Here is a 23,800-nt window from a genome sequence, read left to right on the forward strand (position 1 = left end):
CGGCCGGGACCGGGCTTTCACCGTCGGCGGGACCGGAACCGGCCCACTTTCCAGAGGCGTCTATCCCGTGCGGTCCTTGCGCCTGAGAGGTTCCGGGGAGGATTTGCTCCTTCGGCGCCGAACCTCGCCGGGTTCGGACTCTCCCGCACGGGGTCATGCGACTACCCGACGATCGTACCCGCCTGGCCTCGTTCGGGTACCTCGGGCGCGACGCGGATCACCGCACGTCACGCCCCGAAGTCGGGTTTCGTCGGGAGGGCGCCGGGTCGCGGGTGGTGGAGGGGGCGACGTGCTCGGCCGCACCGCCGCGGGTGACGGCGAGCGCGGAGCGGAACGGGGGCGTTGTTTCCGCGAAGCGGAAGAACTCCGCTGCGTCAGCGGACGCGAAGGGGCAAGGCGAGCGTTCGATTCGTGACGAAACCACCCGCGGCCGACCGCGTTCCGGCCGACCGCCCCCTCCGGGACGAGCGCGCCGCGGCGTCGAGGAGCGCCACGACCATGATCACGAGCACGCGGCGGGCAACCGCTCCCCGAGCCCACCACGACCGACGGACAGGCCGATCGCGCGGACGCCTGAACCGACCGCGACGGACGGTTCGGGAGGGTCAGCCGATCGCGCGGTTGCGCCTGCGCTGGGACAGTTCGTCGTTGCTCATGGCCTCGATCTCCACGCCGTCGGCGCGCTCCGCGGGGAACTCGTGGATGGTGCCGCTGATCTCCCGCATGGCACCGCTCACCGCGATGCCGAACACGCCCTGGCCGCCCTGCAAGAGGTCGACGACCTCCTCCGGCGACGTGCACTCGTAGACCGTCGTGCCGTCGCTGAACAACGTGATCCTGGCCAGGTCCTGCACGCCGCGCTGGCGGAGGTGGTCGACCGCGACCCGGATGTTCTGCAACGAGACACCGGTGTCGAGCAGCCGCTTCACCACCTTGAGGACGAGGATGTCCTTGAACGAGTACAGCCTCTGGCTCCCCGACCCCTGCGCGCTCCTTATCGTCGGGTTGACCAGTCCGGTGCGCGCCCAGTAGTCGAGCTGGCGGTAGGTGATCCCGGAGATCTGGCACGCGGCGGGCCCGCGGTAGCCGACGTACTCGTCTGGCAGCGAGGAGTCCGGGAACAGCTCACCTTGTTCCCCGGATCCGGCCCGGATGGGCGCTTCCTCTGCCACGCCTGCCTCCCCTCGGCCGGCCTCACGACCGGCGACCGTGACCGGCGCTCCCGTGGTCGGGGAACACCGGCCGTGAAGGGCCACGCTGTGGAATCACACCGTCGCAATTCACTTGAGTTCGACGGTAGGACCGGGTTGGGGGCAGGTCAACGCGACGCGCGGTACACGAATTTCCTCACCCTCAACCAGAGGGTGAGAGAAAGCGCTCGAATAACCCTTTCGAGTGACGTTTAGTGATCGTTTAGCCCAACGCTGATGACCTTGAGTAGCGCGCCCGTGGGACCCCCAAGAGTGCGGTCTCGACAAGCGCCGTCACGCTCCGTCGTTACCCCGGACGCACGAAGGGCCACTCACCAGACTCGTGAGTGGCCCTTCGGCACGTTCAGGTCGCGGGACTCAGGTATCCGCTCCGCGGAAGTCCTCCGGCGAGATGGAGTCGAGGAACTCGCGGAACTTCTCGACCTCGTCCTCCTGCTCGTCCGGGATGATCAGGCCCGCTTCGGCCAGCACGGACTCGTCGGCGTGGATCGGCACCCCGACCCGCAGCGCGAGCGCCACCGAGTCGCTGGGCCTCGCCGACACCCGCACGTCGCCGTCGAACACCAGCTCGGCGAAGTACGTGCCCTCTTGCAGGTCGGTGATGCGGACCTGTTCGAGCTGACGGCCCAGTGCGCCGATGACGTCCTTGAGGAGGTCGTGGGTCAGGGGACGGACGGGCCGCACGCCCTGCTGCTCCAGCGCGATGGCGGTGGCTTCGACCGAGCCGATCCAGATCGGCAGGTACCGTTCACCTTCGGTTTCGCGCAGCAACAGGATCGGCTGGTTGGCGGGCAGTTCCACCCGCACTCCCACGACGCGCATTTCGCTCATCGGGTATCGCCTCCCTCAGCGCGCTGAACCACGGCGTCCCCGTACGACTACGAGGATCCTCCACGTACATCTCCGACGCTACCCGCCAAGCGGGCCCAGTGCCCCATTGGCGTCCACATGGACATCACGATGCGGACACCGGGGGCGAACAGCCGCGATCCGGCGGAAATCCCTATCCACCTGCGACACCGCGCAACCCGGCCTTCACCAGCAGTGTGTGCAACGTGACGGAGAGCACTGCCAATTCCCGGAGCACTTCCTCGGCCCGGCCGCGCGCGTCCGGATCGCGTTGCCGGTAGAGGGGCGTCACGATTTGCTCCAGCAGACCGACTTCACGATCCGCGGATGCCCGAAACGCCCTGAGGTGTCGGGGTTCGATGCCGAATTCGGCCATCGCGCGCACGGTTTTCGCGACCAGCACCGATTCGGGGTCGAAGAAGCCCGCGGCGCCGGAACGCACGATCCCGTACTGCTCCAGGTCGGTGAGCATCGTCTTGCTGATGCCCGCCTGGGCCAGGAGTTCTTCACGGGTGAGCCGTGGCGTCGACGCGGGCTGTTCGAAGTGCTCGACCGTCGGAACGCCCTCGACGGCCATCAGCGCCCGTCTCGGCGGTTCGTCCGCGGAGTCGAGCTGCTGCTTGATGACCTTCAACGGGAGGTAGTGGTCCCGTTGTGCGGCCAGGACGAAGCGCAGGCGCTCGACGTCCGTCGAAGTGAACTGCCGATAGCCCGAAGCAGTGCGTGCCGGGCGGACCAGCCCCTCGGATTCCAGGAATCGGATCTTCGAGATGGTCACGTCGGGGAACTCGGGGCGGAGCTGTGCCAGCACCGCCCCGATGCTCAACCCACCGCGCTGTGGCCGCCCGGCAGCCGTCACTGAAGCCCCTGGCCCCCGGCTCCCGGACCGGTCAGGAACACGAGGCGGAACTTGCCGATCTGCACCTCGTCGCCGTTCGCGAGAACGGCCTGGTCGACCGGCTCGCGGTTGACGTAGGTGCCGTTGAGGCTGCCCACGTCGATCACCACGAACTCCCCGCCTTCACGGCGGAACTCGGCGTGCCGCCGGGAGACCGTCACGTCGTCGAGGAAGATGTCGCTGTCGGGGTGCCGTCCCGCGCTGGTGGTGTCGCGGTCGAGCAGGAACCTGGACCCCGCGTTGGGGCCGCGCTTCACCACCAGGAGGGCTGACCCGGCGGGGAGGGCGTCGACGCCCGCTACCGCAGGTTCCGGCGCTGGCGCCTCGGCGCCCTCCACGTCGGCGAGGAAATCCGCCCGGAAAACGGAGGTCCGCTCCGGGGACTGCTCTGGCGGAACGCCTGGCCCGTCGTTCGTGCTCACCTGAGCTCTCCTCCTGCTGCTGGAACCGTCGAGACCACTAGAACCTATCGTGCCCGATTCCTCACGTGAGGAGCGGCTCCCGAACAGGCCGAGAAGACGTCGGAAGATCGTCGTCACTCCCCCGCCGCCAGCTCTTGGTAAGCGGCCGCGTCCAGCAGGTCGTCGACCGCCGTCGGGTCCGCCAACCGCAGCTCGACCATCCAGCCCTCGCCGTACGGATCGGTGTTCACCAGGTCCGGCTGCTGGTCGAGCGAGTCGTTGCGGGCGACCACCTCGCCCGCGAGCGGCGCGTAGATGTCCGAGACGCTCTTGGTGGACTCGACCTCGCCGACCGTCTGGCCGACGTCGACGGTTTCGCCGAGCTCGGGGAGCTGGACGAACACGACGTCGCCCAGTTGCTCCTGGGCGTAGTCCGTGATGCCGATGCGCACGGTGGCCTCACCTGTGCGCTGCACCCACTCGTGTTCCTCGGTGTACTTGAGCTCCTCGGGAATCACCGCGGCGCGCTCCTTCATGGTGGTCTTCCCCGCTCGCCCGGATGGACGAGTCCGTCATGTCGAAGGGTGATCTTCGCACGCGGGATCTTCCCACGCGGCTCACCCGTTCAGGCAGCCACCACCCCTGGGGAGCGACGCACGGCGAGCACCAGTTGACAGAGGTACAGGCCGGCGGACCACAGGTACAGCGCACCACCCCAAAGCATGAACGCGTACGCGATCGGGCGAGCGATCTGCGCCGCGGTCGAAGCGCCCTGCGCGAGCAGCAGGACCGGGAACGCGTAGAGCAGGTTGAACGTCGCCGCCTTGCCGAGGTAGTTCACCTCGAACGGCCCGTAGCCGTGGTGGCGGAGGATCAGCAGGAACACCCCGACCAGCGCTTCCCGGCCCACCAGGACCGCCGCGAGCCACCACGGCACGATGTCGCGCACCACGAAGGCGAGCAGCGTGGCGAAGATGTACAGCCGGTCCGCCGCCGGGTCCAGCAGCACGCCGAGCCTGCTCGTCTGGTCGAGCCAGCGCGCCAGCTTGCCGTCCAGCCAGTCGGACGCGCCCGCGACCGCGAGCACCACCACGGCCCACCCGTCGGCCTGCGGACCGAGCAGCAGGTAGAGGAACAGCGGCACCCCGAGCAGGCGCAGCACGCTCAACGCGTTCGGAACGGTCACCCACCGGTCACCCGGATCCTGACCTGCCTCGGCCACGTCCCTCACACTCCCCGTCAGCGCCGCCCGAACGAGGCGGTCACGCGGGAATGCTAATGCCGCAGGTCCGCCCCCACCCGGCCATGTCGGTCTCAGGTGGTGCGAGGCGGTTCGAGCGGGTGAACGACCGAGGCCCGCCAACGGCGTGAGCTGCTGCGAAGGGGCAACCACCCGAAATTGTCGGACCCTGGCCGTAGTCTCGAATCCGGGGGCCCACCCAGGCGGGGGACCTCGGGTCAAGACTGGTCAAGGCAGGTTTTGAAGGCACGACGGGTTCGAGGGTCCGGCGGGTTTCGAAAGACAGGTCGGCATCGAACGCCAGGGTGGCTTCGAAGGCCGGGTCGGGTTCCGGAGACCGGGGCGGGTTCGAAAGCCGGGCAGCTTTCGGAGACCGGGGGTGCGAACGCTGGGAAGCTTCCGAAGACCTGATCGGCGCTGAAAGCCTGCCGGTTCCAAAAGCCAGGCTGGCTTCGAAGACCTGGCAGGGCTTCGAAAGCCTGGCTGCTTGGCGCCGGGGTGTGTGCCGCGCGGGAATCACGGACCGACTCGGCCGCTGAAGTGCGGTGGCCGGTCGCCGCGACATCCGGTCAACGCCGGTTTGTTTCCACCGCGCTTCGAACACGCGAGTCCGTTCTGGGTGGACCGACCGATCCGCCACCGACGAACGCGGCCGAGCGGAACGGCGCGACACGCCACCGGTCGCGCCCGAAACGCCATACCCAAGAACCCCACCCAACCCGAATCGACACGACGTCGACCCCCATCGACAGCGCGTCGACGAGCGGTCCGCCCGGCGGACCGGTCAGGCGGAGCGGGTGTACGTCCAGCCGCGGCGTTGGAGGTCCGCGCCGGTGAACGCCTGCGGGCGGCCTCGGTCGTCGACGCCTACCCAGCGGGCGCGGAAACCTTCGAGCACGTAGGCGTGGCCCTTGCTCCAGACGACGCTGCACGGTGCGGTGGGCAGCGCGCTGGTGCTCGTCGTGCGCGCCGCCCTCGGCATCGCGGGCTCGGGCTTGGTTTCCGTGGTGGTGCTCATGTGTATCCCTCCACTGGGACTGTCGTCGACGTGGTGTTCGGCGTTATCCACGTCTCATCGATTCTGCGGGACTGTGGTGGGGAACACCGTCCGAAATCGGGGGTCGCGCGCCAACCGAGCACCTGTCGGCGCTGAGCTGTCGGGCGAGTACGCCGGGCCGTCCACAGACTGATCGAGCTGACAACCGTTCACCGTGCGGGGGCTGCCGCACGTCGTCCGACGAACTACACCCGCACTGATCAACTTCGCCATAACCGCAGTTCAAGGCAGCAAGCGGCGGACAAACCCGATGGCGGCGACGGCGACGAGCGCGGTCACCACGGCGGTCGAGACGGAGCTGGCGTTGGTCGGGTCGAGCTCGAAGAACGACTGTCCGAACGGGACCAGCAGGGCGACCAGGAACAACGCCGCCATGGTCGCGATGAGCGCGAGTTTCCACCAGACGAGTGGTCGTGCGACGAGGACGAGCACCCACAGCGCGATGACGAAGAGGGTGATGACGGCGGTCGTGCTGTCCTGTGCCTGGGTCGTGCCGTTGTCGACCGCGCGGGACGTCCAGTAGGCCGCGAACGTCGCCACGGCGGCGACCGCGCCCACCGGGACGGCCATCCGCAGCACCCGGCGGACGAAGCCGTCGCGGGCGCGGTCGCCGTTCGGCGCAAGCGCCAGGAAGAAGGCGGGGATGCCGATGGTGAGGCCGCCGATGAGGGTCAGGTGCAGCGGCTGGAACGGGAACGGGAAGCCGACCACGCCGATGAGGACGGCCAGCAGCACCGAGTAGACGGTCTTGACGAGGAACAGCGCGGCGACGCGTTCGACGTTGCCGATGACCCGCCGCCCTTCGGCGACGACGAACGGCAGCGTGGCGAACCGGTCGTCCAGCAGCACGATCTGCGCGACCGCCCGCGTGGCCGGGCTGCCGGAGCCCATGGCGACGCCGATGTCCGCGTCCTTCAGCGCCAGCACGTCGTTCACGCCGTCGCCGGTCATCGCGACGGTGTGGCCGCGGGCTTGGAGCGCGCCGACCATGTCGCGCTTCTGCGCGGGCGTGACGCGGCCGAACACCGTGCCCTCCTCGACCTCGTCGCCCAGCGTCGACGGCAGCCGCCGCGCGTCCACCGGGGCGGTGGCGCCGACGAGTCCGAGCGACGCGGCGACGGCGCCGACGGCCACGGCGTTGTCGCCGGAGATGACCTTCACCGCCACGCCCTGGCCCGCGAAGTACTCCAGCGTCTCCCCCGCGTCCGGCCGCACGCGCTGGGCGAGCACGACCAGCGCCATCGGCTCGACCTCGCCGGGCGCGCCCGCCGCGTCGACCGGCACGGACGCGCGGGCCAGCAGCAGCACCCGCAGGCCTTGCGCGCCGAGTTCCTCGGCGGCGGCCAGCGCGGCGGAAGCGGCAGGCAGGAGCACGTCGGCCGCGCCGAGCACCCAGTTCCCGTGCGGGCCGAAGCTCGCGCCGCTCCACTTGCGGGCCGACGAGAACGCGGCGAACGCCGTGACCGGCCATCCGGGTGGGTTCGGGTGGGCCTCGGCGACGGCCTGGAGGCTCGCGTTGGGGCGCGGGTCGGCGGCGGCGAACGCGGCGAGCACCTCGGCCGCCTCGAACCCGGCGAACAGCGGCCGCACCTCGGTCAGGCGCATGCCGTTCTCGGTCAGCGTGCCGGTCTTGTCCGCGCACACGACGTCGACGCGGGCCAGGCCCTCGATGGCGGGCAGTTCCTGGATGAGGCAGTTCCGCTGCCCGAGCCTGATGACACCGACCGCGAAGGCGACGCTGGTCAACAGCACCAGGCCTTCCGGGATCATCGGCACGAGCGCGGCGACGGCTCCGCGCAGCGCGGACGGCAGGTCCTCGTTCCCGTGCAACTGGCTGTAGACGATGAGGGCGCCCGCGGGCAGCAGGATCCACGTGACGAACCGCAGGATGCGGTCGATGCCCGCGCGGAGTTCCGAGCTGACCAGGGTGAACCGGCTGGCCTCCTCGGCGAGCTTCGCCGCGTAGGCGTCGCGGCCGACCCTGGTGGCGCGGTAGCGGCCGGTGCCCGCGACGGCGAAGCTGCCGGACATCACCGGGTCGCCGGGGTGCTTCACGACCGGGTCGGCCTCGCCGGTCAGCAGCGACTCGTCGACCTCCAGCGCGTCCGCGCCCACGACCACGCCGTCGACCACGACGTTGTCGCCCGTCCCGAGTTCGAGGACGTCGTCGAGCACGACCTCGCTCGCGCCGACCTCGGTCCTCGCGCCGTCGCGCCACACCACGGGCTTGGCCTCGCCGACGATGGCGAGGCGTTCCAGGGTCTGCTTGGCGCGCAACTCCTGCACGATGCCGATCAGGCTGTTGACCACGATGATCAGCCCGAACAGGCCGTCCTTGAGCGGCCCGACGACGACGATCACGGCGAACAGCGCGCCGAGCACCGCGTTGAAGCGGGTGAGGACGTTCGAGCGGACGATGTCGCCGAGCGTGCGCCCGGCCTGTGTCGGCACGTCGTTGGTCCGGCCGTCCGCGACGCGGTCGCGCACCTGTTCCGACGTCAGTCCGTGCTCCTGGCGCGTCGCTTCCGGCATGTGCCGAGGGTAGATCCGCTGCGGCGACCCGGCTGATCGAAAGTGGCATCTCAGCACAGTGGCCGAATGGATCTGTTCAGCAGTCCACTCGGACGTGATCCTGACCTCGTGCTGATCCACCCCTGGGACACCGCGAGCGAGGCCGAGTGGCGGCCGTGGCTGGCCGTGCGCGACTTCGGCCAGCTCATCGCGTCCGGCCGCGACCGGGACCTGCCCGTGGTCGTCCCGACGCACTTCCTGTTCGACGGCGACACGACCGTGCGGGTGCACCTAGCCCGACCGAACCCGATCTGGGCGGCGCTGGCGGAGAACCCGAACGTCCTGCTCGCCGTCGTCGACGACTACGACTACGTGCCCGCGGCCTGGGGCGGCACCGACGTCCCCACCTCGTACTACGCGGCCGTGCACCTGGTCTGCACGGCGGTGGTGATCGACGACCCGGCGGCGAAAGCGGACCTGCTGACCCGGCAACTGGCGCACTTCGAGCCGCCGGGCGGGCGGACCGACGTGTCCGAAGAGGTCGACGCGGACCGCAGGCAGCTACCCGGCATCCGCGGGCTCGAACTGACCGTTCGGGACGTGCAGGCCAAGTTCAAGTACGGCGGGAACAAGTCGCCCGAGGTCCGCGCGCGGATCGCGGAACACCTGTCCGAACGGGCCGGTCCGCACGACGCGGCGGCGCGCGAGCACCTCCTGAGCCGGGGCTCGGCCGACTGACCTCGGCTACCGTGGGGTTCGACCGCTGGACACGGGGCCGTCCCCCGTGCGGACCGCGGTCAGGCTGATGAGGTGCTGGGTGACCGGTGTCAGACGGTTGAGCACGACCGACCACTTGGAGATCCGCCGCTGGGCGGAGAGCAGGGAAGCCGCGCCGATCGCGCACCGCGCGGAGGGCCTCGGGTTCGACTTCCCCGACTACGACGACGACATCGACCCGATCGCGTGGGACCGGTGGTTCGCCGAGTTCGACGCCCGCGACCTGGAGTTCGTCTACCAGGTGAGCGAGACGGAACGGCAGACGAACTTCTTCCAGCTCAGGCCGCGGAACCCGGACCGCGCACTGACCACACAGGACTCGCGGGTACCCCGGTCCTTGTGATGGTTCATCACGTTACGTACGGTAGGTCTCGCAGCGGTTGAGCCAACAGCCGCGCCGGGGAGTTCCGGCGGGCCCGCACGGCCTTTTTTCGCTGCACGCACGCGTCGCGGCTTCTCGTCGTGCCCTCCAGGACTCCCCACCACATCCACGGGCACAACAAGAGGGAGATCCCACGTGACGGTCCAGGATCCGAACGTCGTGGACGCGAACCGCAACGAGCAGGCCATCGGCCTCGCGGTGAGCCACCCGACGCAGGATGTCACCGTCGTGTCGGTCTCGGGCGAGATCGACATGCTGTCGGCACCTGCCCTGCGCACCTACGTCACCACCAACCTCGTCCACGAGGGCACGTTCGTGCTCGACCTCACCGGGGTGTCGTTCCTCGGTTCCGCGGGGTTGGCCGTGCTGGTGGAAGCCGCGCAGGAGAGCAGAACGAGGGCGGTCGCGTTCCGCGTCGTCGCCGCCGACCGAGCCGTGACCAGGCCGATCGTGGCCACCGGGCTCGGCGAGGTGTTCGCGGTGCACAGGACGCTCGACGAGGCGATCGGCTGACGCGTCCTCACCCGATGGGCGACACCACGTCCGCCACGTGCGGCACCCCGGACGCCGTGAGCGCGTCCCACGCCGGGGTGTCCGGCCTCGCGAGCACGACTACGCGGTTGCCCGCCGCCGAGGCCGCATCGGCGACCGCGAACACCGCGTGCACGGCTCCGGCCGTCTCGTCCCCCAGGTCACCGAGGTCGACCACGACCGGCACCGCGCCGCCGCGGGCCGCCGTGAGCAGGGAGCGGCGCAGGGCCGCCCCGGTGCCCGCGGGCACGTCACCGCGGACGGTGACGAGCACCCCGGTGTCGCGTTCCTCGACCAGCACCTCGTGGCCGTCCTGCCGGTCGTCCAGCGCTTCGGAGCGCCGGGTGCGCGGCGAGCGGCACAGGCTGACCGTGGTGCCCCGCGAGGTGCGGTCGACGACGACCTGGTCGACGTTCTCGCGCATCAGCAGCAGGCCCCGGCCCCGGCCGGACAGTGCGGCGGGTGGCACGCGCCACCGGCCGTCGTCGGACACGACCGCGCACAGGGTGCCGTCGGCCTTCAGGTGGGCGCTGATCAGCACCCTCCCGTCGGCGCCTGGCGGGTAGGCGTGCTCGACGGAGTTGGACACGGCCTCGTTGACGGCCAGGAGGAGGTCGTACGCGACGTCGTCGTCGACGCCCGCGGAGACCAGCCAGGAGTCGAACGAACGGCGCATCTCCGCGAGGCTGGTCGAGTGCGTCCGGAAGTCGAGGGTGAAGCGCTCCACGTGGGTCCCGGAGCTCTCGGCGGGCGGTAGGGCGCTCATCAGAACGGACTTCCCGCGACTGACCGGTTCTACACGTGTGAAACGGGTCGGTTTCGGGTAGTGCTAGGACCATGGCCAGAACAACAGGACGGACTACGAGGTGAGCGTGTCGCAAACGGAGCCGCACCGCGGTGAGTCGGAAAGCACCCTCCAGGGCGTCGAGCTGCGGATGGCGGCGAACCCGACGCAGTTGTCGATCGTGCGCGCTGTCGCCGCGGACATCGCGATGCGACAGGACTTCGACCTCGACTCCATCGAGGACCTCAAGCTCGCCGTGGACGAGGCGTGTTCCACGCTGATCGCGCTGGCCGCGCCGGAGGCCGTGCTGAGCGCGCGGTTCGTGGTGACCGACGGCGTCGTCCAGGTGTCCACGCAGGTGGCGTCGAAGCGGTCGTCACCGCCGGACCGCGACAGCTTCGGCTGGCGGGTGTTGAGCGCGCTGGTGGACTCGGTGACCACGTGGGTGGCGCCGCAGGCCGGTGATGACGAGTACGTGGTGCACATCGACCTGGTCAAGCGCGGATTGGTGGATGCGTGACCGAAACCGGCGCGGAGACCACTACCGAGGCCGCCACCACGGCGACCTCCACGGCGGAGGCTCCCAGCTCGTCGTCCAGCACGCGGGGTGACTACGACCACCTCGCGCCGCTGTTCGTCAAGCTGGCGGCGACGCCCGCCGACGACCCCCGCCGGGAGCGGCTGCGCGACGAACTGGTGACCGAGCACCTCCCGGTCGCCAAGCACATCGCGCGCAGGTTCGGCAACCGCGGCGAGCCGCACGACGACCTCGTGCAGGTGGCCACGGTCGGGCTGATCAACGCGGTGGACCGGTTCGACCCGGAGCGCGGGAGCGACTTCCTGTCGTTCGCGGTGCCGACGATCATGGGCGAGGTCCGGAAGTACTTCCGGGACTCGAGCTGGTCGGTGCGGATGCCGAGGCGGCTCAAGGAGCTGCACCTGGCGATCAACGCGGGGTCGTCACGACTCTCGCAGACGCTGGGCAGGGCGCCGACGCCCAGCGAGCTGGCCGCGCACCTCGGGCTGACCCGTGAAGAGGTCCACGAGGGCCTGGCGGCGGGGAACGCCTACCACAGCGCGTCGCTCGACGACATGCTGCTGGCGGACGACAGCTCGATCTCGCTCGGCAACACGCTCGGCGCCGAGGACCCGGAGATGGAGGTGATCGAGCAGCGGGAGGCTCTGCACCCGCTGCTCGAACAGCTACCGGACCGGGAACGCAAGATCGTGGTGATGCGGTTCTTCGGGAACATGACGCAGACGCAGATCGCCGATAAGATCGGCATCTCGCAGATGCACGTGTCGCGACTGCTGGCGAAGACGCTCCGCCAGCTCCGCGACGGTTTGCAGGAGTAGCTCAGGCGACTCGGAGGCGACGACGGGCCGACGCGATGATCTTGCGTCGCTCGTCCTCGCCCATCCCGCCCCACACGCCGTACGGCTCCTGGGCCTCCAGCGCGTGCTGGCGGCACTGCTCCAGCACCGGGCACGCCGCGCAGATGCGCTTCGCGTGGTCCTCGCGCGCCGAGCGGGCCGAGCCGCGCTCGTTGTCCGGGTGGAAGAAGATGGCGCTGTTGGCGCCTCGGCAGTGGCCCTCCATCTGCCAGTCCCACACGTCGGCGACCGGCTTGGGCAAGCGGGTGGTGCAGGTCATCACGGTCTCCTCAGCGGTAACTGTTCGGCGACCCTGAACTACCCGGCTTCGCGCGGGGCGCAAACCTGTCCCATACCGCTTTTTCCCGCTTCCCACCGATCGGGTTACGGACCGACGTCCGGTTCCTCCTGCTTGAGCCGTTCGTCCAACGGCTCCCCGGCCCGCTGCTCGGCCGACGTCGTCCCGAACTTGTTCGCCCCCGACCAGTGGTCAGGGGCCTCGTAGCCCTCGTCGAGCGGGTCCGCGCCCAGCTCGTCCTCGTCGGTCTCCTCGGTCGTGTCCAGCGGGTTCTCGTTCGGGTCGGTCATGACGCTCCTCACGTGCTTGATCGTTTCGTCCTCCCCACCCAACCTCAGGCGAAGAACTCCCGCACCTTGGTGCGCAGGCCCTTGTCCACCAGGTCCCAGGCGTCCGGGTCGCCGCGCAGCACGGCCTCGGTGACGGACTGGATCTGCTCCACGGTCGCGTGCGGCGGGATCGGCGGGATGTTCGGGTCGCAGCGCACGTCGAGCACCACGGGCCTGCCCGCGGTCAGCGCGCGGTCCCAGGCCGGACCCAGGTCGTCCGGGTCGTCGACGGTGATGCCCTCCAGGCCGACGGACCTGGCGAACCCGGCGTAGTCGACGTCCGGCAGCACCTGGGACTCCTCGAACTTCGGCGCGCCACCCATCGCGCGCAGCTCCCACGTGACCTGGTTGAGGTCGTTGTTGTGCAGCACGCAGACCACGCACCGCTGGTCGGGCCACTCGTGCCGGTAGCGGGCGATGGTGATCAGCTCGGCCATGTTGTTCATCTGCATCGCGCCGTCGCCGACGAGGGCGATCACGGGCCGGTCCGGGTGGGCGAGCTTGGCGCCGATCGCGTACGGGACGGCCGCGCCCATCGTCGCTAGGGTGCCGGACAGCGAGCCGCGCATGGTGCCGCGCATCCGCAGCAGGCGGGCGTACCAGTTCACCGACGAGCCGGAGTCGGCGGTGATGATGGCGTCGTCCGGCACGCGGCTGGACAGCTCCGACACGATCCGCATCGGGTTGACCGGGTCGCCCGAGACCATCGCCTGCCCCTCCACGACCTCCCACCACCGCGCGACGCCCCGCTCGACCTCCTCGCGCCAGGAGCGGTCCTCCTTGCGCGTCAGCAGCGGCAGGAGCTTGCGCAGGGTGGCGCCGGAGTCGCCGACGAGCGTGCACTCGGTCGGGTAGCGCATCCCGATCACCCGACCGTCCACATCGATCTGGACGGCGCGCGCCTTCCCGTACTCCGGCAGGAACTGCGAGTACGGGAAGTTCGAGCCGACGACCACCAGCGTGTCGCAGCCGGTCATCAGCTCGTAGCTCGGCCGGGTGCCCAGCAGTCCTATCGAGCCGGTCACGTACGGCAGCTCGTCGGACAGCACGTCCTTGCCCAGCAACGCCTTCGCCACGCCGCCGCCGGTCAGGTCGGCCAGCGCCCGCACCTCGTCGGCCGCGCCGCGCGCGCCCTGTCCGATGAGGATCGCGACCTTCTCCCCCGCGTTGATCAGCTCGGCGGCGCGGGCGACGTCCTCGTCCGGCGGGACCGCCACGCTCACCGGGTGGCTCGGCGGGCTGGACGGCACGTGCTTGAACTCGTGCCGCGGCGGCGAGTAGTCCAGCTCCTGCACGTCCGCGGGGATGATCACCACGGTGGGCGCGCGCCGGTCCAGCGCCGTGCGGATCGCCCGGTCCAGCGCGTTGGGGAGCTGCTCGGGCACGGTGACCTCGACCAGGAACTCGCTCGCGACGTCGGCGAACACCGCCTGGAGGTCGACCTCCTGCTGGTAGCTGCCGCCGCGGGCGGTGCGGGCCGTCTGGCCGACGATCGCCACCACCGGCACGTGGTCCAGCTTCGCGTCGTAGAGCCCGTTGAGCAGGTGGATCGCGCCCGGCCCTGACGTGGCCATGCAGACCCCGACCCGGCCGCTGAACTTGGCGTACCCGACGGCCTCGAAGGCCGACATCTCCTCGTGCCGCGCCTGGATGAACGCGGGCCGGTTGTCGGCCTTCCCGAACGCGGCGACGATGCCGTTGATGCCGTCGCCGGGATAGGCGAACACCTGCTCGACGCCCCAGTCCCTCAGGCGTTCCAGCAGGTAGTCGGCGACCTTCTCGGCCATGGGTCCTCCTCGGTGGTGTCCGGAGGGGGTACCCGGCGATCCCGGTCCGTCACACGGCGAGCAGGAGCAGTCCGCCGAAGTAGAGGGACGCGAGGGAGATCGCGCCGAACACCAGCACCCACAGCGTGCCGGGGACGCCGGTCAGGCGGGCCAACTGGTCGGCGTCCGAACTGGGGGCACGGCCGCGCACACGTTTGCGCTGGAGTTCCCACACCGGGCGGACGCCGCCGAGCAGCAGGAACCAGCAGAACAGGTAGCCGAAGGCGTTCTGGACCTCCACGGTGGCGAACCACGACACCGCGAACACGATCGCGCCCGTGACCACGACGGAGATGACGCCGAAGACGTTGCGGATCATCACGAGCATCGCGATCAGCAGCGCGGTGCTGCCCCACAGCAGCGGGCGGATCTGGTCGGCCGCCACCAGCGCGGCCCCTCCCAGCCCCAGCAGCGACGGGGCGACGTACCCCGCGAACCCGGTGAGGATCATCCCGAACCCGGTCGGCCTGCCCCGCGACACAGTGACGCCCGACGTGTCGGAGTGCAACGTGATCCCGGACAGCCTGCGCCCGCTGAGCAGCGCGAACAACGCGTGACCGCCCTCGTGGGCGATGGTCACGACGTTGCGGCTGACCCGCCAGATCCCCCGGCTGAGCACCAACACCATGGCCACCAGCGCCGACCCGAGCACGACCGCGGCGTCCGGCCTGTCCCACAACTCCGTCAACGTCGGCACCGCACCAATACTGCCAGTCAGGATTCGCGGGCGGCCCGGCGGACGATGTCCAGTGCCTCCTCGACGTGCGCGCGGTGGGTGCGGTGGCTGAGCACGCACAGCCTGAGCGTGTGCTTCCCGTCGAGGCGGGTGCTGGACAGGAAGATCCTCCGGGTGCCGTTGATGCGCTCCAGCAGCCGCTCGGTGGTGGCGTCGCCGAACGGCGAGCGGAACACCGTGACCGTCAGGTCGGGCACCAGCGGCACCTCCAGGTTCCCCTCCGCCGACAGCTCCCGGTGCACCAGCGCGGCGAGGTCGAGCTTCTCGTCGAGTTCGGCCCGGAACGCGGCCACGCCGTGCAGGTGCAGCGGCAGCCACAGCCGCAGCCCGCGGTACTCCCTGGTCAGCTCGGGGCCGAGGTCGCCGTAGTCGGGCAGGTCGTGCTCGCGGTCGAGGTCCTGGAGGTAGTGGCCGTCGGCGGCGTGCGCGGCCCGCAGCCGGGCCTCGTCGCGGACCAGCAGCAGGCCGGTGCCGTAGGGCAGGAACAGGCTCTTGTGCGGGTCGAGGGTGATCGAGTCGGCCCGGTGCACCCCGTGCAGGATCGCCCGGCCGCGGTCGGTGAGCTGGAACGAGCCGCCGTAGGCGCCGTCGACGTGGAACCAGAGGTCCTCGCGCGCCGCCAGCGCCCCGAGCGCGTCCAGCGGGTCCACGGTGCCGGTGCTGGTCGACCCGGCCGTGCCGACCAGGAAGAACGGCCTCAGCCCGCGGTCCCGGTCGTCGGCGATCAGCGCCTCCGCGGCGGCCAGGTCCATCCGCAGGTCGTCGTCGACCGGCACCACGCGCACCTGCGCCGAGGTGAACCCGGCGATCCGGGCGGCCTTCGCCACGCAGTAGTGGGTGTGCTCGGTGACGTAGATCGTGCCGAGCGGGTCGGGTCCGCCGAGCCGGTCCTCGCGGGCGGTCGTCAGCGCGGCCAGGGTCGCGAGCGACGCGCCGGACGTGATCACGCCGCCCGCGCCGTCGGGGAGGTCGAAGCGCCTGCAGAACCAGCGGATCACCGCGTGCTCCATCGCGACCAGCGCGGGCGCGGTGTCGGCCACGCCGGTGAAGCGGTTCACCGCCTGCGCCAGCGTCTCGGCGAGCACGGAGCTGAGCAGCCCGCCCGCCGGGAAGTAGCCGAGGTAGCCGGGCCCGGCCGTCTCCACGGCGTAGCCCGCCGCCCGGCCGAACGTCGCCAGCAGGTCGTCGAACGTGCCTGGCCGCTCCGGCGGTTCCGCCAGGAACTCGGTCAGGTCCGCCGGGGCGGGCTCGCTCGCGGGCGCCTTGGCCAGGCCCGCGACGAAGTCCTCCACGAACGCGCCCACGGCGTCGGTCCACTCGCGCCGGGTCTCCCGGTCCGGTTCCAACATGGCGGCAGGCTAGGTCGGGACGTCAGGGCCGATCTTGTACGTTCTTGCGCCGGTAGTGCCCCGGCGCGACGCCGACGATCCGGCGGAAGTGCCGCGCCAGGTGCGACTGGTCGGTGAACCCGACCTCCACGGCCGCCCGCGCGACGGGCGTGCCCAGGTCGAGCAGGGCGCACGCCCGGCGGACGCGGAGCTGGTTGAGGTACGCGTGCGGCGGCAGCCCGTGCCGGGCGCGGAACGCCCGCAACAGAGCGAACTGTCCCGTGCCGACCTCGGCCGCCAGTTCGGCGAGGCTCGGCGGCTCCGCCAGCCGCTCGTGCAGGATCTCCCGCGCGGCCTCCACGTCCCGGCCGCCACCGGGTGGCGGCGGTGGCACGTGCTTCCCGCCGTACGCCCGCAGCAGCGCCGACAGGGCCTGCCCCAGCAGGGAACTCGCGGCCAACCGGTCGGCGGACTCGGCGGCCCGGTGCGCGGCGACGACCGCCGCGGCCGCGTCGGCGTGGTAGACGATCCGCTCGGTGAACCACGGGCTCGCGGTACCGGCGACCTCCGCCACCACCTCGACGTCCGGGTAGAACGCCCGGTAGGCCCACCCGCCCTCGACGGCGGGGCGGCCGGTGTGCACGACACCGGGGTTGATCATCACCAGCCCGCCGGGCAGCACCCGGTGCACCTCGCCGTCGAGCCGCAGCTCCTCGACGCCGGTGGTCGCGACGCCGATCGCGAACGTGTCGTGGCTGTGCCTGCCGAACCCGTGGGTCACGTAGTGCGCGCGGATCAGGTCCACACCGGACACCGCGGGGTGCCGCCAGTAGCGCACGTCGTCGACAACGGTCATCCGGTCACAGTAAGCGGCGCGGACGGCGTCGCCGCGTTCCCGGAAGTGGGGATAGGACTGTCCTATGGACCGCGATCGGTCTAGCCGGACCCCGCGCTGAACGCCTCCACGCGCCGCACCAGTTCCCTGGCGCCCTCGTGGTCGGGTCTCGCGTTGGCCGCTTGGCGCAGCGGCCGCATCCGGTCCACCGTGCGCACCGAGCGGATCGGCGTCGCCTGGCGGACGGCGTCGTGCCCCGCTTCGACGCCCGCGTCCACCTCACCCGCGAGCAGGGAGCTGACCGCGAGTTCGATCGTGCCGAACGCCCGGCTGCGGGCCATGGACTCGCCGTAGCCCTCGATGGCTTCGAGCAGGGCGGGCACCGCCTGTTCGACGTGCCGGACGTCGCCCGCCTCGGCGAGGCTCGCGTGGACGGTGCCGGTCATGCCGGTCAGGTCGGCGGCGGTGAAGAAGCGGGCCCAGTCGGGGGCCGCCTCCGGGTCGGCCGCGGCGAAGCCGTCGTGCGCGGCGGCGAGGAACCGCTCCGCCCGCACGGCGTCCCCCTGCTTGGCGTGCGCCCAGGCGCGGTTGGCGTCCACGATGGCCAGTTCCAGCTCGGAGCCCGCCGCGCCCGCCACGTGGGCGGAGGCGTCGAACTCGTGCAGCGCCTCGTCGAGCCTGCCGTGGTGCAGGTGGACCCGACCGAGCCGGTAGCGCACGTTCGCCGCGAGCGACTGGTTGTCCGCCGCGTCGGCGAGGTCGAGCGCCGCGCGGAAGTGGGCCTGGGCGGACTCGGCCCGACCGAGGTCGAACGAGATCCAGCCCGCGAGGTTGTGCAGGTCGGCCAGCGCGAGCCGCAGCCGCGCGGCCACGTCGGGGGAGACGGCGTCGCCGAGCAGTCGGCGGCCGGTGGTGAGCTGGGCGAGCACGGCGGAGACGCATGCGCCTCCGCCGTGCTCGTAGTCCAACGCCCTGAGGGTGCGGGTCGCGGCTTCCAGTCGAGCCACGTCCGAGGCACCCAGCCGGGTCAATGACCCACCCGGTGGCGCTTCACGTCCTCCTGCGCCTGGGCCGGGACGTCGCCGGTGCGGGGTTCGGGGGTGTGCTGCGCGGGCAGGGGCGTCGTCGTGTGGGGCTCGACGACGTCGCGGTCCCGCGTGGTCGGCTCGTTCACGTCGCTCGTCCGCTCGGGCACGATCCGGTGGTCCGTCTCGTGCGCGGGCTCGACGACCGGCTGCTCGACGAGCTCGGGCTCGTCGACGATGATCTTGCGCCGGGCCGGGAGGACGGCGATCAGCAGACCGACCGCGGCGAAGCCGAGGTGCAGCCAGTTGTCGTTGCTGTTGAGCGCCAGCGGGTTGCCCATCCCGGAGACGGGGTTGGACGAGATGACGCCCGCGAGCATCAGACCCCAGATGAACACCGCGCCGTACGCGATGAACAGCACCCAGCCGTAGGTGCGGGCCAGGGCGGAACTACCCGCCAGCAGCAGGCCGAGCACACCGAAGGCGAGGTGGATGACGTTGTGGAGCGGGTTGACGGCGAACCCGAGCACCATCGCGTGCTCGTCCCCGGCGAAGTCGCCGAAACCCGTGCGAAGGAAGCCCACCACGCCCGCTGCGATGAACAGCAGGGACACGAGCGCCACCAACACCTGTGCCGGTTGCAGGCCGGCGACCTTGACCTTGACACGCCCAGCAGTCGAGTTCCTCATGACGGGCGGTTACCCGGATCACACACAGAGCAAACGCGCAGGGTGAGATTGAGTGAAATCGGTGTTCAGCGCCGCGTTGGGGAGATCGGTGGGACTCGAACCCACTTGCACCGGGATCACGACCCGGCCCCTCGTCCACTTCGGGATCGATCTCAGCACCTCCGGCGCGAGTCGAACGCGCTCCGGCCGGGTCTGGACCCGGTGCCCCTCCCGTAGGGCTACAGAGGTTCGGGCCGGACGGGGAACGGGTGACCACGGACCCGTTCCCCGCCGGTACCGGACAGGAGTTCAACCAGCGGACCTCGCCGTGCCGAGGTGTACCCGACCCACCCCATGAAGGCCGGGCAGCAGCGCGTACGGGAGTCGAACCCGTGTTTCCGGAGTGAGAATCCGACGTCCTGACCACTGGACGAACACGCCTGGTCGCCGAACTCGCGAAGAAGGAACGGCTGATAACGCACTCGCCCCTTCCCCGAACTCGTCGGCAGCATCCCAACCTGGACTCGAACCAGGGACCCCGGCATTCGTAGTGCCGTGCTCTGTCCACCTGAGCTACTGGGATATCCGAATTGACACAAACGCAAAAGAGCCGCCGACCGGTTTCCCGATCGACGGCTCCCCGTCGTGACCTATGCGCAGGTCACGACCGGAAGCGCCGATCGCGTTCGAGATGCCGGAATCGCGTCGCCGCACCGGTCCACTCTTCTCCGCGCTGGTTCATGATCCCCTCCTCCCGTTCGCCGTGTTGGCACAACTATGAACGACTCCCGCACTATCGGCAAAGCATTTATTCGGATTGTTCCGGCACCGGCCAACCGGGTGGCAGCCAGTTGATCGCACACCACAGATCGGTGCGGTGCTGGGCCGAGGAGAGATCGAGTCCGAGTGCGCGTTCAACGTGCGCCATGCGGTGCCGGACGCTGTTGCGGTGCACGCCGAGCGCGGCGGCGCTGCGGTCCCAGTTGCCGTGCTGCGCGAGCCACGCGCGGGCCGTCTCGACGAGTTCGCCCGCGGACGGCGAGCGCTGCTCCGCGAGCGGCGCGAGGAGCCTGCACGCGAACCGCTGGGCGCTGGCCGGGTCGACGAGGGTGGCGATGCCGGTGCCCTCCTCCGCCCAGGTGGACCGGCCGGTGGCGCGGGCGCGGCGCAGCAGTGCGGCGGCTTCCCGTTCCGCCGCGGGGAGTTCGGCCGCGGTCGCGGGCGCGCTGACGCCGACGACCAGGTCCGGTGCGGTCACCGACCCGGCGGCCACGACGGCGCGGAACCCCTCGGCGAGCACGTCCACCAGCGGTGTGCCCAGCGTTTCCGCCAGCCGCTCGTAGTGCTCCTCCCCCGCGCCCGCGACGACCTGGAACGACGAGTCGCCGACCAGCCGTTCCAGCAGGTCGGCCGGGTCGCCGCCGAACACCAGCCTGGCCGCGAGCCTGGCGGCGGGGTCGGGGTCCTGGCGCAGCAGCGCGAGCAGCGCCAGCGCCACCGCGACGACGGCCCGGTCCGCGACGGACAGCGAGCGGGCCCGGCCGATCACCAGCACCGACGGGCGCCTGCCGATGTGCTCGACCGGCGTCAGCACGACGTGGTCGCCGTCGACCCTGGTGCCCGCGCTGCGCGGCCCCCGGCCCGCGCCGACCCGGTCGGCCAGCGCCCGCAGGTCGTCCGACGGGGTGGGCGCGCCCCCGGTCCTGGCCAGCACCTCGCCGTCGGCGTCGAGCAGCAGCGCCCAGCAGTCCAGCGCGTCGGCGAGCGCGGCGAGCGTGCCGTCGACCGGACCGGGCCGGACCGCCGCCCTGGTCATCGCCCGCTGGCTGTCGGCGAGCAGCCGCAGCTCGGCGTTCTGCGCCTCGGCGAGCGCGGTGCCCACGGCCTGGCTGACGGCCAGGAACGGCGTCCCCGGTGGCACGGCGACCAGCGGCAGTCCCTGCGCGCGGCAGGCGTCGACCAGGTCGGTCGGCACGGCGTTGTGCACCGGCGTGACCCCGAACCCGAGCGCGGAGACGCCCCGCCCGACCAGCCCGGACACGTAGGCGTCGAGGTCGTCCGGGAGGGTCACCCCCGCGGTGAGCAGCAGTTCCTGCCCCAGCAGGTAGGGCACGGGGTCGACGAGTTCGCTGACGTGCGCCCAGCACACCGGGCGGTCGAGGGCGTCCTCGCCGACGAGCACGGTGAGCCCGAGGTCGGCCCGGTCGACCAGTGCGGCGAGTGGGACGGTGCGCATGACCATGGCTTCCTCCGAAGTGCACAACGGACGGCTCCGCGTTGTGCGAATGGTCCACTTACCGCTTCAGCGTGCGCTTCCTATGGTCTGGAGCACAACGGTTCAAGGGGAGGACTGCGACGTGGTTCCGGTGCACGGCACGGCGCGGCCCCCGCTGGGCCCGGCCGACTCCTCGGTCACCACCCGGTTCGCCGGGCCCGCCACGTTCGCCCGCCTGCCGCGCCTGGACCAGGTGCCGAACGCGGACATCGCCGTCGTCGGCGTCCCGTTCGACACCGGCGTCTCCTACCGGCCCGGCGCCCGCTTCGCGCCGACGGCCGTGCGCGAGGCCAGCCGCCTGCTGCGGCCCTACCACCCCGGTCTGGACGTGTCGCCGTTCGCGGAGTGCCAGGTGGTCGACGCGGGCGACATCGCGTGCACCCCCTACGACATCGGCGCGGCCATCGCCGAGATCGAGTTGCAGGCGTCCGGGCTGATGGACACCGGCGCGAAGCTCGTGACGATCGGCGGCGACCACACCGTAGCGCTGCCGCTGCTGCGGGCCGTGGCGCGCAGGCACGGTCCGGTGGCGCTGCTGCACTTCGACGCGCACCTGGACACGTGGGACACCTACTTCGGCGAGCCGTACACGCACGGCACGCCGTTCCGCCGCGCGGTGGAGGAGGGCCTGCTGGACACCGAGGCCCTGTCGCACGTCGGTACCCGCGGACCGCTGTACGGGCGGGGCGATCTGGACGAGGATCGACGGCTCGGCTTCGGTGTCGTCACGTCGGCCGACGTGATGCGCCGGGGCGTGGACGAGGTCGCGCACGCGCTGCGCGAGCGGATCGGCGACCGGCCGCTGTACGTGTCGGTCGACATCGACGTGCTCGACCCCGCCCACGCCCCCGGCACGGGGACCCCGGAGGCGGGCGGGCTGACGAGCAGGGAGCTGTTGGAGATCCTGCGCGGGGTGGCGGGGGCGAACCTGGTCGGCGCGGACGTCGTCGAGGTCGCGCCCGCCTACGACCACGCCGACATCACGTCGGTCGCGGCCGCGCACGTCGCTTACGACCTGGTGTCGCTGGTGGCGCTGAACGAGAGGGGGAGGTGCCGGTGAGCGAGCGCACCGGAGGGGACCTGCTGGCCGAGGCGCTGGTGGCGCTGGGAGCCCGCACGGTGTTCGGGCCGCTGGTGCTCGGGCCGTTCGACGCGATCGGGCGGTCGAAGCTGCGGTACGTGGACTGCCCGGACCCGGCGTTCACCGCCGACGGGCACTCCCGCGTCACGGGGGACGTGACGCCGCTGCTGGCGCCGGGGGTCGTCGGGGAGCTGAGCGGGTCGGCCGCGGTGCTCGCGATCGGCGTGCGGGACGCGACGGTGCCGGTGAAGCACAGCGAGACCGTCGCGAACGCCGCCGGGATCGCGGAGGCGGTGGCGCGGGCGTGGGACGTGGCCGCGACCGCGCCGTTCGGGCCGGTGTGGGTGCGGGTGCCGGAGGAGGTGCTGCGCGGGCGGGCGTCGATCCCGTCGGTCGCGGCGATCGTGTCCTGCCCGGACGCGGTGATCCCCGAACCCCGATCGGTCAAGTCGGTGGCCCAGCGGCTGGACGAGGCCCGGAACCCGGTGGTGGTGGCGGGCGGCGGCGTGGTGCGCGGGGACGCGCGGGCGGAGCTGCTGGCGCTGGCGGAGAAGCTGGGCGCGCCGGTGGTGACGACGTTCGGCGGCAAGGGCGCGTTCCCCTGGGACCACGCGCTGTCCGCGCAGTCGTGGCTGTCCGACGAGCACACCACCCGGTTCCTGGAGGAGGCCGACCTGCTGCTGGTGGTCGGGTCCGGGTTGGACTCGCCGCGCGACAACGTCGTCCGGGTGGACGCCGACGCGGACAAGGTGGGTGACGGGGGCGTGCACGGCGACGCGCGGTTCGTCCTGGCGGACCTGGCGGAGACCGTGAAGCCCAGGACCGCGGGCGCCGGGGAGGCCGCGGTCCACGCCCTGCTCGACCTGGTGCGCCGCCCGGAACCCGAGCTGGACGCGATCCGGGCGGCGGTGCCCGACGACTCGCCGACCTTCTGGGACCGGACCGTGTTCGGGGACAGACCCTGGTGCGCGTGGGATCCGCGGGACTCCGCGATGGGCGGGAGGCCCGAAGGCGTGGGCTACGCCCTGCCCGCCGCGCTGGGGGCGGCGGTCGCGCTCGGGGACCACGTGCCGGTGCTGGCGGTGTCCGGGGGCGACACGGCCGCGCTGGGGCTGCGGGAACTCGCCACGGCCCGGCGGCACGACCTGCGGGTGACGTGGCTGGTGGTGGACGGCGAAGCGGACCTGCTCGGCATCGCGCACGCGCTGGGCGTGCCCGCGACCGGCAGCACCCCCTCGACCGTGCGCGACGACCTGTCCGAGGCGCTCGCCTGGCAGGGCCCCCACGTGGTGGTGCTGGGGCTGCCGTGGGGGGTCGACCACTAGACCGTTCGAGTTCGACGCGACCAGGCGTTACGCGGAAGCAACCGGAGTAGACCACTATC

Annotated in this window: 24 protein-coding genes, 4 tRNA genes, 1 pseudogene and 1 riboswitch; of the genes and pseudogenes, 7 read left to right on the top strand and 22 right to left on the bottom strand. The window is 71.3% G+C overall.

Annotation, left to right across the window (positions count from 1 at the left end; translation table 11 throughout):
* Positions 1–60: 60 nt before the first annotated feature.
* Positions 61–156, bottom strand: a riboswitch (glycine riboswitch).
* A 449-nt stretch (positions 157–605) separates the two neighbouring features.
* The 8 genes from NZH93_RS33530 to NZH93_RS33565 form a co-directional block, all read right to left on the bottom strand.
* Positions 606–1,172 (bottom strand): MerR family transcriptional regulator, encoded by a 567-nt coding sequence (locus NZH93_RS33530; RefSeq protein ID WP_308214265.1) that lies wholly within the window; start codon positions 1,170–1,172, stop codon positions 606–608.
* A 396-nt stretch (positions 1,173–1,568) separates the two neighbouring features.
* Positions 1,569–2,042, bottom strand: a complete 474-nt coding sequence (locus NZH93_RS33535; protein ID WP_259627294.1) for a bifunctional nuclease family protein — start codon at positions 2,040–2,042, stop codon at positions 1,569–1,571.
* A gap of 172 nt (positions 2,043–2,214) precedes the next feature.
* Complete coding sequence (ftsR, locus tag NZH93_RS33540; RefSeq protein WP_259627295.1) at positions 2,215–2,919, bottom strand: transcriptional regulator FtsR; 705 nt, start codon at positions 2,917–2,919, stop codon at positions 2,215–2,217.
* Entirely contained in the window at positions 2,916–3,380 is a 465-nt protein-coding gene (gene garA / locus NZH93_RS33545) for a glycogen accumulation regulator GarA (RefSeq protein WP_259627296.1), read from the bottom strand. The genes ftsR and garA overlap by 4 nt, the downstream gene beginning before the upstream one ends.
* A gap of 113 nt (positions 3,381–3,493) precedes the next feature.
* Positions 3,494–3,895: a glycine cleavage system protein GcvH gene (gene gcvH, locus NZH93_RS33550; RefSeq protein WP_259627297.1), complete on the bottom strand. Its 402-nt coding sequence runs from the start codon at positions 3,893–3,895 to the stop codon at positions 3,494–3,496.
* An 89-nt stretch (positions 3,896–3,984) separates the two neighbouring features.
* A complete protein-coding gene (gene clsA / locus NZH93_RS33555; protein WP_372506954.1) occupies positions 3,985–4,545 on the bottom strand; it encodes a cardiolipin synthase ClsA in 561 nt (186 codons plus the stop codon).
* Between the two features lie 838 nt (positions 4,546–5,383).
* Entirely contained in the window at positions 5,384–5,617 is a 234-nt protein-coding gene (locus tag NZH93_RS33560) for a hypothetical protein (RefSeq protein ID WP_259627298.1), read from the bottom strand.
* Between the two features lie 261 nt (positions 5,618–5,878).
* On the bottom strand, positions 5,879–8,188 hold the full coding sequence (locus NZH93_RS33565) for an HAD-IC family P-type ATPase (RefSeq protein ID WP_259627299.1): 2,310 nt from the start codon (positions 8,186–8,188) through the stop codon (positions 5,879–5,881).
* Positions 8,189–8,296: 108 nt separating this feature from the next.
* On the opposite strand from NZH93_RS33565, the gene NZH93_RS33570 reads away from it, so the two are divergent.
* The 3 genes from NZH93_RS33570 to NZH93_RS33580 all read left to right on the top strand — a co-directional run bounded on the left by NZH93_RS33570 (position 8,297) and on the right by NZH93_RS33580 (position 9,839).
* Positions 8,297–8,905 carry an FMN-binding negative transcriptional regulator gene (locus NZH93_RS33570; protein WP_259627388.1) on the top strand — a complete coding sequence of 203 codons (609 nt, stop codon included), beginning with the start codon at positions 8,297–8,299 and terminating at the stop codon, positions 8,903–8,905.
* Between the two features lie 79 nt (positions 8,906–8,984).
* Positions 8,985–9,287, top strand: coding sequence for a hypothetical protein (locus NZH93_RS33575; RefSeq protein ID WP_259627300.1), 303 nt, complete (start codon positions 8,985–8,987; stop codon positions 9,285–9,287).
* 174 nt (positions 9,288–9,461) lie between these two features.
* Positions 9,462–9,839, top strand: coding sequence for an anti-sigma factor antagonist (locus NZH93_RS33580; RefSeq protein ID WP_259627301.1), 378 nt, complete (start codon positions 9,462–9,464; stop codon positions 9,837–9,839).
* Between the two features lie 7 nt (positions 9,840–9,846).
* On the opposite strand, the gene NZH93_RS33585 is transcribed toward NZH93_RS33580, so the two are convergent.
* Positions 9,847–10,623, bottom strand: coding sequence for an ATP-binding protein (locus NZH93_RS33585; RefSeq protein WP_259627302.1), 777 nt, complete (start codon positions 10,621–10,623; stop codon positions 9,847–9,849).
* Positions 10,624–10,729: 106 nt separating this feature from the next.
* Here NZH93_RS33585 and NZH93_RS33590 point away from each other — a divergent pair, with 106 nt between their 5' ends.
* Entirely contained in the window at positions 10,730–11,161 is a 432-nt protein-coding gene (locus NZH93_RS33590; protein WP_259627303.1) for an ATP-binding protein, read from the top strand.
* On the top strand, positions 11,158–11,997 hold the full coding sequence (locus NZH93_RS33595; protein WP_259627304.1) for a SigB/SigF/SigG family RNA polymerase sigma factor: 840 nt from the start codon (positions 11,158–11,160) through the stop codon (positions 11,995–11,997). The genes NZH93_RS33590 and NZH93_RS33595 overlap by 4 nt, the downstream gene beginning before the upstream one ends.
* Position 11,998: 1 nt before the next feature.
* On the opposite strand, the gene NZH93_RS33600 is transcribed toward NZH93_RS33595, so the two are convergent.
* The 13 genes and pseudogenes from NZH93_RS33600 to NZH93_RS33660 all read right to left on the bottom strand — a co-directional run bounded on the left by NZH93_RS33600 (position 11,999) and on the right by NZH93_RS33660 (position 21,296).
* Positions 11,999–12,295, bottom strand: a complete 297-nt coding sequence (locus tag NZH93_RS33600) for a WhiB family transcriptional regulator (RefSeq protein WP_259627305.1) — start codon at positions 12,293–12,295, stop codon at positions 11,999–12,001.
* 104 nt (positions 12,296–12,399) lie between these two features.
* Entirely contained in the window at positions 12,400–12,603 is a 204-nt protein-coding gene (locus tag NZH93_RS33605) for a hypothetical protein (protein WP_259627306.1), read from the bottom strand.
* A 44-nt stretch (positions 12,604–12,647) separates the two neighbouring features.
* The gene (locus NZH93_RS33610; RefSeq protein WP_259627307.1) at positions 12,648–14,429 is read right to left on the bottom strand and encodes a thiamine pyrophosphate-requiring protein; all 1,782 of its coding nucleotides are present in this window, start codon (positions 14,427–14,429) and stop codon (positions 12,648–12,650) included.
* A gap of 49 nt (positions 14,430–14,478) precedes the next feature.
* A complete protein-coding gene (locus tag NZH93_RS33615) occupies positions 14,479–15,165 on the bottom strand; it encodes a M50 family metallopeptidase (RefSeq protein WP_308214266.1) in 687 nt (228 codons plus the stop codon).
* Between the two features lie 17 nt (positions 15,166–15,182).
* A complete protein-coding gene (locus tag NZH93_RS33620; protein WP_259627308.1) occupies positions 15,183–16,553 on the bottom strand; it encodes a pyridoxal phosphate-dependent decarboxylase family protein in 1,371 nt (456 codons plus the stop codon).
* A gap of 22 nt (positions 16,554–16,575) precedes the next feature.
* Positions 16,576–17,388: an AraC family transcriptional regulator gene (locus NZH93_RS33625; RefSeq protein ID WP_259627309.1), complete on the bottom strand. Its 813-nt coding sequence runs from the start codon at positions 17,386–17,388 to the stop codon at positions 16,576–16,578.
* Positions 17,389–17,468: 80 nt separating this feature from the next.
* Positions 17,469–18,782, bottom strand: coding sequence for an NsdA family TPR-like regulatory protein (locus tag NZH93_RS33630; RefSeq protein ID WP_505011381.1), 1,314 nt, complete (start codon positions 18,780–18,782; stop codon positions 17,469–17,471).
* A pseudogene (locus NZH93_RS51480) lies at positions 18,665–19,081 on the bottom strand (DUF4383 domain-containing protein); the annotation flags it as partial. The pseudogene NZH93_RS51480 and the gene NZH93_RS33630, both read right to left, overlap by 118 nt.
* 77 nt (positions 19,082–19,158) lie before the next feature.
* A tRNA-His gene (locus NZH93_RS33640) sits at positions 19,159–19,235 on the bottom strand.
* 2 nt (positions 19,236–19,237) lie between these two features.
* Positions 19,238–19,309: transfer RNA gene (locus NZH93_RS33645), tRNA-OTHER, on the bottom strand.
* 120 nt (positions 19,310–19,429) lie between these two features.
* Positions 19,430–19,501: transfer RNA gene (locus tag NZH93_RS33650), tRNA-Glu, on the bottom strand.
* 68 nt (positions 19,502–19,569) lie between these two features.
* Positions 19,570–19,643 (bottom strand) — tRNA-Arg (locus NZH93_RS33655).
* A 225-nt stretch (positions 19,644–19,868) separates the two neighbouring features.
* Positions 19,869–21,296 (bottom strand): PucR family transcriptional regulator, encoded by a 1,428-nt coding sequence (locus NZH93_RS33660; protein WP_259627312.1) that lies wholly within the window; start codon positions 21,294–21,296, stop codon positions 19,869–19,871.
* Positions 21,297–21,426: 130 nt separating this feature from the next.
* On the opposite strand from NZH93_RS33660, the gene speB reads away from it, so the two are divergent.
* Both speB and NZH93_RS33670 read left to right on the top strand, forming a co-directional pair.
* Positions 21,427–22,395, top strand: coding sequence for an agmatinase (gene speB / locus NZH93_RS33665; protein ID WP_259627390.1), 969 nt, complete (start codon positions 21,427–21,429; stop codon positions 22,393–22,395).
* Positions 22,392–23,741 (top strand): thiamine pyrophosphate-dependent enzyme, encoded by a 1,350-nt coding sequence (locus NZH93_RS33670; RefSeq protein ID WP_259627313.1) that lies wholly within the window; start codon positions 22,392–22,394, stop codon positions 23,739–23,741. The genes speB and NZH93_RS33670 overlap by 4 nt, the downstream gene beginning before the upstream one ends.
* Positions 23,742–23,800: the final 59 nt, after the last annotated feature.

Origin of the sequence: Umezawaea endophytica (genome assembly GCF_025061645.1) — a bacterium.
In the GTDB taxonomy this organism is placed as follows: Bacteria; Actinomycetota; Actinomycetes; order Mycobacteriales; family Pseudonocardiaceae; genus Umezawaea; species Umezawaea endophytica.

Coding starts and splice junctions, on each gene's coding strand:
- NZH93_RS33535 (WP_259627294.1), bottom strand. CDS start 2,042: ATGAGCGAAATGCGCGTCGTGGGAGTGCGGGTGGAACTGCCCGCCAAC.
- NZH93_RS33620 (WP_259627308.1), bottom strand. CDS start 16,553: ATGTTGGAACCGGACCGGGAGACCCGGCGCGAGTGGACCGACGCCGTG.
- gcvH (WP_259627297.1), bottom strand. CDS start 3,895: ATGAAGGAGCGCGCCGCGGTGATTCCCGAGGAGCTCAAGTACACCGAG.
- NZH93_RS33660 (WP_259627312.1), bottom strand. CDS start 21,296: ATGCGCACCGTCCCACTCGCCGCACTGGTCGACCGGGCCGACCTCGGG.
- NZH93_RS33610 (WP_259627307.1), bottom strand. CDS start 14,429: ATGGCCGAGAAGGTCGCCGACTACCTGCTGGAACGCCTGAGGGACTGG.
- NZH93_RS33585 (WP_259627302.1), bottom strand. CDS start 10,623: ATGAGCGCCCTACCGCCCGCCGAGAGCTCCGGGACCCACGTGGAGCGC.
- NZH93_RS33565 (WP_259627299.1), bottom strand. CDS start 8,188: ATGCCGGAAGCGACGCGCCAGGAGCACGGACTGACGTCGGAACAGGTG.
- NZH93_RS33625 (WP_259627309.1), bottom strand. CDS start 17,388: ATGACCGTTGTCGACGACGTGCGCTACTGGCGGCACCCCGCGGTGTCC.
- NZH93_RS33605 (WP_259627306.1), bottom strand. CDS start 12,603: ATGACCGACCCGAACGAGAACCCGCTGGACACGACCGAGGAGACCGAC.
- NZH93_RS33560 (WP_259627298.1), bottom strand. CDS start 5,617: ATGAGCACCACCACGGAAACCAAGCCCGAGCCCGCGATGCCGAGGGCG.
- NZH93_RS33600 (WP_259627305.1), bottom strand. CDS start 12,295: ATGACCTGCACCACCCGCTTGCCCAAGCCGGTCGCCGACGTGTGGGAC.